At 37.9% G+C, this 13,496-nt stretch carries 8 protein-coding genes; 3 read left to right on the top strand and 5 right to left on the bottom strand.

The window, feature by feature from the left end; translation table 11 throughout:
- Window positions 1-68: 68 nt before the first annotated feature.
- Window positions 69-473, bottom strand: coding sequence for a hypothetical protein (locus AC1DV1_RS06365; RefSeq protein ID WP_477356698.1), 405 nt, complete (start codon window positions 471-473; stop codon window positions 69-71).
- 224 nt (window positions 474-697) lie between these two features.
- Window positions 698-4,087 carry a non-ribosomal peptide synthetase gene (locus AC1DV1_RS06360; protein WP_477356696.1) on the bottom strand — a complete coding sequence of 1,130 codons (3,390 nt, stop codon included), beginning with the start codon at window positions 4,085-4,087 and terminating at the stop codon, window positions 698-700.
- Window positions 4,088-4,567: 480 nt separating this feature from the next.
- Here AC1DV1_RS06360 and AC1DV1_RS06355 point away from each other — a divergent pair, with 480 nt between their 5' ends.
- Window positions 4,568-5,404: a WecB/TagA/CpsF family glycosyltransferase gene (locus tag AC1DV1_RS06355; protein WP_477356694.1), complete on the top strand. Its 837-nt coding sequence runs from the start codon at window positions 4,568-4,570 to the stop codon at window positions 5,402-5,404.
- Window positions 5,405-5,821: 417 nt separating this feature from the next.
- On the opposite strand, the gene AC1DV1_RS06350 is transcribed toward AC1DV1_RS06355, so the two are convergent.
- The 3 genes from AC1DV1_RS06350 to AC1DV1_RS06340 all read right to left on the bottom strand — a co-directional run bounded on the left by AC1DV1_RS06350 (window position 5,822) and on the right by AC1DV1_RS06340 (window position 10,742).
- A complete protein-coding gene (locus AC1DV1_RS06350) occupies window positions 5,822-7,177 on the bottom strand; it encodes an O-antigen ligase family protein (RefSeq protein ID WP_477356692.1) in 1,356 nt (451 codons plus the stop codon).
- A gap of 217 nt (window positions 7,178-7,394) precedes the next feature.
- Window positions 7,395-8,951, bottom strand: coding sequence for a glycosyl hydrolase family 28-related protein (locus tag AC1DV1_RS06345; protein WP_477356689.1), 1,557 nt, complete (start codon window positions 8,949-8,951; stop codon window positions 7,395-7,397).
- A 237-nt stretch (window positions 8,952-9,188) separates the two neighbouring features.
- Window positions 9,189-10,742 (bottom strand): glycosyl hydrolase family 28-related protein, encoded by a 1,554-nt coding sequence (locus tag AC1DV1_RS06340; RefSeq protein ID WP_477356687.1) that lies wholly within the window; start codon window positions 10,740-10,742, stop codon window positions 9,189-9,191.
- A 167-nt stretch (window positions 10,743-10,909) separates the two neighbouring features.
- Between AC1DV1_RS06340 and AC1DV1_RS06335 the strand changes: the two genes are divergently transcribed.
- Together AC1DV1_RS06335 and AC1DV1_RS06330 are read left to right on the top strand one after the other, a co-directional pair.
- Entirely contained in the window at window positions 10,910-11,908 is a 999-nt protein-coding gene (locus tag AC1DV1_RS06335) for a glycosyltransferase family 4 protein (RefSeq protein ID WP_477356685.1), read from the top strand.
- Between the two features lie 57 nt (window positions 11,909-11,965).
- Entirely contained in the window at window positions 11,966-13,432 is a 1,467-nt protein-coding gene (locus AC1DV1_RS06330; protein ID WP_477356683.1) for an oligosaccharide flippase family protein, read from the top strand.
- Window positions 13,433-13,496 lie beyond the last annotated feature (64 nt).

The raw sequence follows: 13,496 nt of genomic DNA, 5'->3' as shown, positions 1-13,496 counted from the left end.
CCTGGCTTTATTTACACCCGGCCTTATCCATAAGGCACTTAACAATAGCAGGCAATTAGGGCTACAAATTAGTTAGGCACAGTATAACTAAAACTTCCGGTTGAGCCACCACCTGATGTTTTAATAGTAACAGGGTCAAGATAAATACCCTTGTACATAACGCTGGAAGTTATTAACCCATTTGCACTTTGAATGGCCACAGTTATTTTATGACCTACTACCGGGGTAAAACCATAATCAAACGCGGTGGTTTGATCTGCATTTTCGGTATTATAAGGTGTAACTCCATCATTGCCGTATTCGGTTATGGTAACTTTAAATTCAGCTGTTGAGCTTGCCTTTACCCTGAATATGCTGTTATGCGCATCATAGTTAGGGTCGTTATTGGCGGGCGCGTTTTCTGATAGGCCACCCTTTTTGCATGCTCCTAATGTTATTGTTAAAGCAAGGATAATAAGTGAAATTTTTTTCATAAATGTAAATGTCAGTAAGTTTGAATTAATAACGATAACTAATAAAATAACCTCGGGTGGATTATTAGCTATCGTTATTAAAACTGCATGTGCAATATTTATGCCATGGGGCCACCATGGGTAAACGGGTTAAGCCGCACAACTATAACGAATAAAAACGGAGTAGCAATAAACAAAATGCATGTTTATTGCTACAAATAGTTTTTTTTAGGCTAATTTATCGGTCACTTTGCGGTTGCTGTACCTGCTGTCACATCGTCGATATTATTTTGCAAAATATCGCCAAGCATTGCTACATGGGGCGGCTGAAGCATAGAGAAATGATCGCCGGGGATTTCAAAAAGTTCGACACCTTTTTCGGCGTACTTGTCCCAGCCCAAATACTTTCCATATTCAACATAGTGTACGCTAATCTTTGCGCGGTATAAATACAGTTTGCCATCAAACGGCTCCAGGTGGTAATTCCTGAAAGCTGTGATATGTTTGCTTTTGATTTTCTGAACCAGTTTATAAAATTCTTTGGTATCTTTTTTTTGTTCGACGAGTACGGGTTCTTGCAGGACTTTGCCCCTAAACATTTGATTTATAGAAAACTTTAAAGCCTGTACCAGTCTCGGAAAATGCCTCTTGGCTTTTTTAGGTAACAAGGAGTACCAATCTTTATACTCTGTTTTTTCGGCATCCGTATCAAAAATGATAAGCATTTTAACGTCCTTGCCCAAAGCAATTAACTGTTTCCTTATTTCCATGGCCACATATCCACCCGACGAATAGCCTGCAAGCAGGTAAGGGCCCTGTGGGTTATGTTGCAGAATTTCCTGCATATAATGGTAGGCAATTACCGGCAGGTTATCTATCGGCTCATCTACTCCATTAAGCCCCAGCGCCTGCAAACCATAAACAGGTTGTTCGCGATGCACATGTTTGGCAAGATGACTAAAATTAAGCACATTCAACCCGTCGCCATGAATAATGTACAAGGGCGATTTTGATCCCGACGGTTTAATTGCAACTAATGATTTAAAATTGTAGTCGCTGGTTTCCCGGTCAATAAATTGAGCCAGTGACCTTACTGTTGGATATTTGTAAAGGATAGATAGCTGAAAGTTTTTGCCTGTTGTTTTTTTAAGTTTTGACAAAATTTGAACGGCCATCAAAGAATGCCCCCCAATTTCAAAAAAGCTGCTCGTAACGCCAATATTCTCTTTTTTAAAATAATCTTTCCAGATGTTAAGCAACATCCTTTCGGTTTCTGTTTCGGGGCCTATAATATCTGTATTAATTTGTGCAAAACCGTCGTCAACAGAAAGCGCATTTCTATCAATTTTGCCGTTTGGAGTTAAAGGTAACCTGTCGAGTTTCACCCAAATAGCCGGCACCATATAATCTGGGAGTGTTTTTTTTAAATAAGCCTTTAACGTCTCGTCTGCGGTTTCATTGTTTTGATTATCAACTACATAAGCAACCAACTGCCTGGTTCCGTGCCTATCGGCTTTGGCCAGTACAACCGCATTGCTTATCAACCCGCTGTTATTAAGCGTACTTTCAATTTCGCCCAACTCAACCCTAAATCCCTGTATTTTTACCTGGTTGTCTTTTCTGCCAATGAACTCCATATTATAATCAGGCATCATGCGACCTAAATCGCCGGTCCGGTACATCATACCGCCGCTATCAGGATGAAAAGGATCTGCAATAAACGAGTATTRCGTTTTTTCAAGGTCGTTGGCATAACCGCGGGCCACCCCTACGCCACCAATAAATAAGTCGCCTACGGTGCCTACGGGCACCGGCTGTAAATGATCATTCAGGATGTAGAAAAAATTATTATCTATTGGTTTGCCGTACGGAATACTATTCCACAATGGGTTAACGCTATCAATGATGTAAAAGTTAGACCATACCGTAGCTTCTGTAGCGCCACCTAAACTTACCACTGTGGCTTCGGGAAAGAATGACTTAATCTTATCCGGAAGATTTACCGGTATCCAATCGCCACTCATAAAAACTGTTTTTAAACCAGCGTACTTATAAAACGGCGTTTCTTTTTCAAGGGTGCGTACCAGGTAATCCATGGTGGTTGGTACAGAGTCCCAAAACGTAATAGAATGCTTCTGCAACATATCTGACAGCGTTTGCACGTTTTGGATTTCGTCCTTTTGGGCTATTACTAATGTTCCGCCGGCTGCCAGCATGCCAAAAATATCATATACCGACAAGTCAAAACACATTGATGTAATAAACAGCAGACTATCGTTTGTATCGACGTTGAATTTTTTGTTTACCCATGATACCAGGTTTACTGCCGAATGGTGCTCAATCATCACCCCTTTAGGTTTACCTGTTGAACCGGATGTATAAATAGTGTAGGCCAGTTGCTTGCTGTCAATTTTTAAGTCGGGATTAGTATCATCTAAATTGTCAGATTGCGCACTGTTAATTAGTGTAAAACCCTCTGCCTTAATTAACGACTTTAATGGGTAGTTCTGATCAGCAACAACAACTTTGATAGACGACTGGTTAAAAATATACTCCTGTCTGTCCAATGGGTAATCAGGATCAATGGGTACATATGCCCCCCCGGCTTTAAGTATACCCAGCATACCTGTAATCATTTCAAAATCGCGGCCAACCAGCAAGCCAATATTATCGCCCGGAGTTATGCCTGCGTTTATAAGTAAATGTGCAAGTTTATTGGCTTGCCTGTTCAAATCATCGTAAGTTATTTTTTTTTCACCCCTAACTATCGCTATTTTTTGGGGTTGCTTAGCAACTTGTTCTTCAAAAGGGTTAAACAGGGTCTTTTCGCTTGAATAAGCTACAACGGTATTATTAAAATCGTTTAATAATGAATGTAATTCGCCCTGGCCAAGTATATTATAAGCACCCAGTTTTAAGCCCGGGGTTTTCATGGCTTCAGTTAACAGGTTAAGCAATCTGTCATTAAATAGTTCAAAAAAGCCAATATTAAACCTCTTTGTGTTAAAAAAAACAGATAAGTCCAGCTTAGCACTGTTCTCTTTAAAATGTAACCCGAAATATAGGTCATCAATGGTAGGCAGCAATTGTGTGATAATATTTTGATTATCTGTTAAGTAACCGGGAGCTTTATCGGCGTTTGTGTCTGTAATAAAAAATATCTGAAAAAGACCCGTATTGACAGATTTCGTTATGTTCTGTATTTGGCTTCGGTCCACTTTTTTTAATGCCGCTTCATTCAAAATACTATTACCCGTTTGCGTTACCACTTCAATAAAAGTCATATCGCTATCAAACTCGCTCCAAATGTGCCCTAATTCGATTTCATCATTTTGGTTATTTTTTTTCACGAAGGCCTGCCCCAATAACAAAGCGGCCTGCCCGGTATATCGTTGAAGAACTATATTAAACGCTGCTATAAAAACTGAAACAGGACTTAAACCGTGACTTTTACTAAACTGTTGAAGATTCTCGTTAATAATATTATCGGCAGGTAAATCAAACACACGATAATCTGCTGCGATATAGCCCCCAATATCCGGAGTTACAATGTTGTCTGATTCTGCGACGGAACTGGCATTTTCAAGTAAGTTTAATTTTAGTGGTTCAGTTTGAGCGGTAGATGTTAGGGACATATTATAGATAGATAGATGTTTTGCTGGGCCTGTTACCAAAAACTGATCAGGTTATTTGTCAGCTCTTTCAAATGGTAAATAGTAAAAAACCGTAAAAAGTTTTTTGAGATGTCCGGTTTATTCAATTTGATGTGCTTTTATGGTAAAATGTACTTTATTTATAACAATACTGTATTCATTTTAAGAAAAAGAGACAGTAAAATTTCTTTTTACAACAAGAATAAATAATTAACGAAAACAAATTTATGTAATAAGAAAACTTTAATACTCCGATACGTTGTACAAGTATTTCGTATGGCATTCTTTAATACCCTAAACCATTAAAATTCAGGGCTTTTATTAACTATAGGTAAAAAAATACACTGCCTAACGATTTATTACACCTAAACTTGGCTTCGCGTTTGAGTAAGGGGATTTAGATGTTAAATACATTCAGCATAATTTACAAACAAAGTGACACCCAACAACGCCCCTGAAAACATGGATATCTATAATATTTTTACCTCTAAAATACCTCAAACAATAGAAGACTTTGATCCAAGAAAAAAGAAATTGATAACTTTTTTGAATCCTCATTCATATACACTGGCATTTAAAAATGCAGTGCTATTTGAGGGCTTTGATTGGATAGCACCAGATGGAATTTTACTGGTATTTGTATTAAATTTATTAAAAGCTGCTACTTTTAAAATAAAACGTTTTTCGTGCGATATGACGTCAGTAGTGCCATATGTATTTGACATAGCAATAAAAAATAATTTGGGGATTTTTTTTCTTGGAACAGACGCCGACAGTATTAAAGATACAGTAAGTGTATTCAAAAGCAATTTCCCAGGCCTGGAAATTTCAGGTTTTCATGATGGTTATTTCACTTCAGATTTACAACGTCAGGAAACGGTTGCATCTGTGGTAGCTACAAACCCCGATATAGTATTTATAGGCATGGGAACTATTCTGCAAGAAAGTATGGCTTTGGAATTAAGGGTGGCAGGTTACACAGGGGCTATTTATACCTGCGGTGGCTTTTTGCATCAAACAAAACGCGAGATTAACTTTTATCCGCAATTTATCGATAAATTAAACCTCCGTTTTTTTTACCGAATGTATAAAGAGCAGGGCTTTTTGGGGCGGTCAGTAAAAACATACCCTCAATTTTGTTATCTAATTCTGCGCAAAATATTTAATCGTCCCGAAAAAAAAGAAGGGGATACAACGATAAATAAACATTTTAGATTTTACGCGGCGCGCAAAAAAATTAAAGTTGTTAGCAGAAATAACGACATTCAATTGGATGACAGAATATGCGCGAACTCGTAAAAAGTAGCTTGTTTAGCGGATACAACGCAAAAATAAAAGGCCTTGGAAACGAGGCCTTTATTCGTTTAATAGCATCATGGAGCTGTTATTGACGATACCATTTCCAGTTGAGGAATAACGGCCTCCTGTGCAACCATTTGTTCTGTAGCTATGCGACTATTCTTTTTTTTTTTGAAAACGAATTTGATTCCGTTCTTCCAATATTTCTCCAACGTGATAATGCTAAGGAAGTTGATTACGCGAAGTAATATCCCAAACTTTTTATTATTCATACTTTATATGGCATCTGATACCATTTTATACGGTGCAACAGCCAATAAGGTTTATGTTAAATTTGAGTTTATATTTTCCTTTAAAAATTGCTGTATCAATTCAGGATATGACCGAAAGGAATTACTTTAACCGAGAGATATTTTACTAAGACTTGGTTGCCGCTAAGCTGTATTTACCGAAGAAAAAGGTAAAAAGCAGGAAAATTGGAAATGTGGAATGCGATACCGGAGCCCAATCTGTAAAACCATAAATAATATAAGTCATCAGTAAGGCAATTTCCGTTAGCGAGAATATGGTATTTACATTGTTAGCCATATTGGCTTTTGCTTTTGCAAAGGTTGTAACAATGAAAATTAGCCATAAGGCAAATCCGATAATACCTGTTTCGCAAAGAATAATAAGATGTGTGTTATGAATGGGGTTTGATGTCAAAAATTCGTTATGAATTACCTTACTCATTTCGGGCGACCGGTTCACAAATTCAAGATGGCTGTTAATACCAACACCAATAAGTGGCGACCGGTGAAAGATATCCAACCCCATAGTCCAATGATCAAGCCGGGCCTGGTACATATCGTCGGCATCTGTTTTAAGAAATGTTGCGCTAAAAGGCGATAGAAATACTAACCAATATAGCGATACTGCAACAGGCAGTATACCTAAAAAAAAGCTTTTTAGCGATATTAACGGTTTATCGGCATTTTTAAAGATATAATAAAGCGTAAACAGGATAACAACCAGGGTTATGTAGGAAGTTCTGGAATAGGTAAGTATAATAGTTATGCTAACCATAACAAGCGCCAATAAACTCAGCTTCTTTTTAAACCCGTTTAAATATCCCGAAAAGAAAAAGCCAGAGGCAATAACCGAGAACAGCCCAAGGTTAGCAGGGGTTACAAAAATACCAATAGCACCCGCACGGGTACCGTTCCTGGTGGCCCACATATCGCCCCCGGCCTGAAAAATTGTAGTTACAAAACTTACCCCCAGTAGCGGGTATAAAATTGCCAGGCAAAAATTAAGAATACATAAAAACAACAAACTTGCAAAAATCCCGTTCATGATTTGTACCGGGTTTAGGCTGTTATAAATTAACCTAAAATAAAATATGTATGAAAACATGACAATACCAAAAGCAATGGTGCCCCACCTGGCCATGTTAAACGGGTTAACAAACGAAATAGCGATAAGCAGCGCAATCCATAGCACCCACCGTTCGTTTTTGTATATATAAAATACATTTTTGTTTTTTTGAATTACCAGCAACACAACCGATGCGATTAACGGCAACATCAAAAATATTTTCCCGGTGAACGATCCAATGCCATCTGTAGATAAATACGGGGGGGTATATAGCGGAAACGACATCTGGAAAGGTATGCAGGTAACTATAAAGCTAAAAAACAGGTGCGACGTGTCTTTTTTTTGGAGAAGTAATGTTATATACCAAGCCAGGTAGACCGCTATGATGGCAAAAAAAATCAGGATTTTTAAAAGCATAAATAAATAACTGCTATGGTTTTGTTGTGATAGCAATATTTACCTATCAGCATTGACGAATACGTCATTAATTTAAACCATTCGTCTCCACTATAATCTTTATTTGGCAAAAAGGTTTTTTGTTTTTCAAATTCTTTAGGGGCAATAAAGTACTATCTATAAAAAAAGGGGATACAATCTGGCTTGCATCCCCTTTTTTAAGCGTTACAGTTAGCAGTTAATTGGCAATGTTATTAAGCAATTGCGCAAGCGTTGCCTGGAGCCAGTATACGGATACGATACCGGTAAGCATATTATGCCCCTTGTTGTTAGTTACTTTAGGAACAACTTTGCCGTTGTTAGCACTTACAATTTTTACCACATAATCCATTGTGCGTAATTTGCCTGTCGTTGTGTTAGCCGCCTGGTTGGTGGTGATTTCTAACCCTGATGAATTGCCGCTAACCAGGATACCTGCCGCCGGTTTAAGTACCGAGCCTGCATCAGTAATGTTATTGCCGTAAAAATATCCGCTGGTATTCAAAATAGCTATAGCATCGGCAGGCGTGCCAGTAATTACATTGGTATTGGCCTGCGCCTGTGTATAATTATTAAACATTATACCATTTCCCATTGCCGATTTAATAACGTTATTATCAACAGAAACCTTTATAAGTCCTTTTGTATTTGATGGATCGGCGATGTTTATAGCAGGAGCTGTTAAAAATTGCGTTCCGGTAATGTTTTCATATGTGTTGGTAAAGCAATTGCCAGATATACTTATGTTAAGCATTCCCCAGCAATCAATTTGTCCCTGATAAATTTTGTTGTTGTAAATTTTATGATGGCCGCTTAATGAATCGGCAACACCTTTTGCATAGCCGGAATAAAAGAACCCCATAGTCACCGCGCGGCGATAACGCACCTTTAACCCTCCACGTTCAACCGGGCCATACCCGTCGGCAAAGTTAAAGATGTTGTTATAAACAGATACATTTAACACAGTTTCATTTACACTGTGCCTTTCAATATCAACACCACCAACCAGGTAGCCGTCGCCATGTACATTATTATTGTAAAAAGATGCTCCGTTTACAGCACAAAACATGGTGCCTTCACGGTAGATATTAAAAAATTCCGAATCGTGCACGTTTACATTTGATACTAAATGGAGGTTTAATTTGGTTTCGAAACAATCCCCAAAAAGGAGTCCGTCGCCTCTGAAACTTTGAAATTTACAGTTCTTTACTTCGATGTTTTTTCCATTGTTGATGCTTAGTGCATGACAAAATTGGTAAGCAGCGTCAAATTTTTGAAGCGCCAGGTTGCCGTTAAAATCTATACCCTGTATGGTAATATTAGTTATTGATGGTGTGCCGGCATAGTCCTGGTAAAAAATAGAATTGGGGTTGTAGCGGCCGCCCGTTAGTTTAATATGGCAGGTTGCCGGCCCATTACCTATCATACCAACACCATCAACCAATTTAATAATTCCGCCGCCGTTGCCTGTTTCGCTTATCATATAACTGCCATCCGGCAAATAAATGTTAGCCATACCATGGGCCTTGGCATATATCAAAGCATTTCTGATTGCCTTAGTATCATCGGTAACGCCATCGCCTTTTGCCCCTTGATCCTTAACATTGTAGGCGCCGGCCGGGGTGGTTACAGCAGCTAATGATGTAGTAACTGTTTGAATTGTAGAAGGAGTTTCCGGTTGTGGGGTTAAAATAACACTATCCTTTTTACATGCAGCGAAAAAAAATAGTGCCAGAATTAAAATAGTTTTTTTCATGAGGGGGTATTTTTCAAATAACACACCCGGTTTAACGGCTTTTGTGACAAAATAGTTACAAACAATTAATAAAATTATCTGTTAGGTAAATTTTTTATTTTTGTTGAAAAAACAGGAATGATTATTGGCAGCGGCCTGTTTACGGGCAATTGGGTAAAATGTTGCCCAGCCTGCTGATTACGACAAAAAAAAGGAGAGTTTTAAACTAACTCTCCCTTTTTTAACTTGCTTTTGTAATTATAAGGCGGTGTTGTTTGAAGCCTGAACGTAGTTTAACTGGTAGTAATATTCAGAAACGATGCCTTTTAAAGTATTCTTCCCTTTATTGCTAATTATTTTAGGAGCTACAACGCCATTATTCGCGCTTCCTATTTTTATCACATAATCGGTTGTACGGTTGGTACCGGTTGTAGTGTTGCCTGCAGTATTTGCTGCAACGTATAAACCTGATGCATTACCATTTATCAGGATGCCCGAAGCCGGCGCCGCCAATGTACCTACATCTGTTATGTTGTTGCCATAAAAAGTGCCACTGGTGCCAAATATGCTTATGCCGTCCAGTGGGGTATCTGTTATAGTATTGCCATTTGCGGTAACTTTAGTGTAGTTTTTAAAAGTAATTCCGTTACCAATTTCCGAGTGGATGATATTATTATCGGCGCTTATATTAATTAAACCTGTTGCTCCTGCGTTGTCAGACACGTTGATAGCAGGGGCTGTTAAATAACTAACGCCTGTAATGTTTTCGTAAGTATTGCTGAAGGTATTACCAGATAAACTCACATTGATAATGTTCCAGCAATCAATTTGGCCCTGGTAAATTTTGTTGTTGTAAATTTTATGATGCCCGCTTAATGAATCCGCTATTCCGTTTTTATAGCCATCGTAAAAAAATCCCATTGTTACAGCTCTTCGATATCTTACTTTGGGGCCGCCGCGTTCAACGGGGCCGTAGCCGTCGCCAAAGTTGAAGTTGTTGTTGTAAACAGACACGTTCAATACTGCTTCATTAACGCTATGCCGCTCAATATCTACCCCGCCAACCAGGTAACCATCGCCATGAACATTGTTATTGTAAAACGATGCTCCGTTTACGCAGCAAAACATGGTTGCTTCGCGGTATATGTTATAAAATTCGCAGTCATGCACTTTTACACCGGTCACTATCCTTGCGTTTAAACTGGGTTCAAAAACATCGCCAAAAAGTAGGCCATCGCCGCGAAAGCTTTGAAATTTGCAGTTTTTCACTTCAATATTTTTGCCGTTATTAATACTCAAGGCCGTACAAAACTGGTAACTGGCATCAAAAGTTTGGCTGGCCAGGTTGCCGTTAAAATCTATACCTTGTATCACCACGTTGCTGATAGACGGCGTGCCGACATAATATTGATAAAATAAAGGGTTTGGATTTTTTCGGCCTCCGGTTAATTTAATATGGCAGGTTGCAGGCCCCTCGCCAGTCATGCCAACGCCGTCAACCAGTTGGATTATTCCACCCCCGTTACCGGTCTGGCCTACCATGTAGGTGCCGTTGGGGAAATAAATATTTGAAATTCCATTGGCTTTTGCAAACAAAAGCGCGCTTTTAATTGCTTCTGTGTCATCAGTCGCACCATCGCCCTTGGCTCCGTGATCTTTAACGTTTACGGATACTGAAGATGCAGCGGAAATGGATGAATTAATTGTTAAGGAATTGCTAAATGATTCAGATTGAGACAAATTTAAAGGAGTATTTTCCTTTTTGCACGCGACTAAACATAAAGATGCTACTAAAACTAAAAGTTTCTTCATAATTAGGGGTATTAAATTATCTAAAAAGGTAAAAAGATTAAATAACCAGAACAAAAATAATAAAAATAGAAAACATTTTAATTTTTAGTTTGTATCAACGTAAAAAAAAATAAAACATTGCATGGAATTACCTAAAACGATGCCATTTTTTAACTATTAAACTAAATATGGCTCTTGAAATATTATCAACCACCTCCGATCTTAACGAATATGGCGGAGCGCAAAAAGTACTGTTGGATTTACACAACGGCATTAAGCATAAGTATAATTGCAAAATACTGGGATTTACTGAATTCGAAAAACTGCATCCAAAATACGGTATCAAGCAAGCCGAATATGTAAAATTTGCCAACCCTTTTTACCTCAATAATAAAATACTGCTGGTGCATGCCCGCAATATCATGGCTTTGATCATGGTTATTAAACGGATGTTTTTTTTAAATACAAGGATAGTTTATATAGCGCATAATGTATACAGTACGCACAAACACTTTTCATTTTTCCCTTGTGATATCGTGTCAATTTCAAAAAAAGTAACCCACAATTTGCTTACCTACTTTAACCTTAAAAACAGGAAAATCACTTTAATATATAACGGAATAAAGGACCAGGGAGAAGCTAATCCGGTTGTTACATTTAAAAAACAACAAACCATCAGCATTCTATATTCGGCCCGGGTTATTGATGTGAAGCGTCAATTATTAATCGTCAATCATTTAAAAGGCAAGCTTCACCCGGATATTGAAATTGTTTTTGCCGGTAAAGGGCCGGACTACGATGAACTGGTTGAAAAATGTAACAACACAACAAACTTTAAAGCCTTAGGCTTTGTTGAGCACGTGGACGAACTGGTAAAGCAGGTTGATTTTTTGATGCTTTTTTCAACGCAGGAGGGTCTGCCTATATCGCTTATAGAAGGAATTATGCATGGCAAGCCGCTATTGGTGAACGATGTAGGAGGTAATTTAGAAATTGGGGTCCCCGATTTTAATGGCATCGAACTAACAGATGATTGGAATGGGCTGGCAGATAAAATTAACAGTATAGTAAATTTATCAGTTGAAGACTACCAACTAATGAGCCAGAATAGCCGCAAGCATTATGAAGCCATGTTTACCTACAACGTAATGATTGACAACTATATAAAGCTTATTGATTCTTTATAACTGTAACTTCATGGCCAAACGTATTTTACACATTAAAAAAAMAGTTACGGGGATAAAATGAAGATTGCTTATAATACAATTACCAATAAAATTTCAGGATTATTTCAAAGTTCTCTTTTTAAAAACAGCAGCTGGGGTATTATATCCCAGATGTCGCAAACGTTGTTCCTTAGCCTGTTTTTTGTAATCCTTGCGCGAAAATATCCGACAGGCATTTTTGCAAAATATATTGTGGCCAACGCCATTTATCAATTAGTCACGGCATTTTCAACTATGGGCTTAAGCCAATGGTTTATCAGGGAATTCATACACACTGATGATAAAGAAACGCTGATAAGCAAGTTTATCAAAATGCAGATATATTTCGGCATCGGCTTTTATGTCATCAATGTAGGCCTTGCGTTTTTGATTTATGGCGATCAATTTACACGAGTGCTAATTATATTGATGGGCGTTAACGTTATTTTTGATAACCTTATAAATGGTATTAAATCCTTAAACGTTGCTAATTTTGAACAAAAGAAAACCTTTATCATCCTCACTATCGAATCGGTTTTAAAGTTTGTTGCCGGGTGCCTTTTATTTGTTTACCCGTTTTCTATCATCACATTATCTGTTATTTTAATAGGTATCCGTTTTTTAACCCTCAACCTTTTCCTCACTATTGGTTCATCAAACCTGGTTACGGTTAAAACACTTTGGCGCTGTAGGGTTACGTACCATGATATGAAGGCCCTGGTTATCATGAACTGGGCGTTTGTAATCATCGGCGGAGTATCTATCATCAACTGGCGAATGTCAAACATCATCATATCAAAAGTATTAACGGCGTTTGATGTTGCCAATTACGAAATATCGTTTAAAATATTTTCAATAGCGCAGATACTGCCTGTAGTCATTTCAACCTCGGTTTTTCCTTTGCTTGTAAAACATTATTCAAAACCCGACAAAGCCGATTTTTTTGCTTTTTATAAAAAGATGCATGTATACTATTTATTGTTCGGATGGCTGGCTTTTACGTTTATATATTCCTTTTCAGATAAATTAATTCCCATTGCTTTTGGCAACACTTACTTAAGCAATGCCGAATACACCAAACAAATGTTTTTAACCATCCTGGTTTTTCCAACGGCGTTGCTACAGGCCAACGTTTTAATTGCCATGAAAATGGAAAAGCAAGATATGCTGTTTAATATCATAGCATTGGTAGTAAACCTGTCTATGTGCCTTTTGGGCGTGTTATATATCAAATCATTAAGCGTAGTAAATTACTCCATATTTGCCTCGTTCCTGGTATTTCACATTTCGCAGGATATTCTGCTGCTCGGGCGCAAAATGGTATCTTTAAAATCAGTTTTTATGTTTTATATCATGACAACTGTATTTATAGGAGGCTACATGTTATTAAGCAAATTAGTAAACCCTTACCTGCTTTTTGCGTTTGCCTGGGTAATTACGCTGATTATAACTTTTGCGGGTAAAAAACTACAAGCTTTGGTGGTAAAACCCAACGCCATTGTCTAAGCAAACTATGTTTGGTTTAAATTATTAGTATTTAGCAAAGCTTTCAGGGCTGTTACTAAGTTAA

This window comes from Mucilaginibacter sp. P4_D1 (assembly GCF_056401935.1).
Note: the sequence above shows the minus strand (reverse complement) of the source record. Positions and strands in the feature narration are given on the sequence as shown.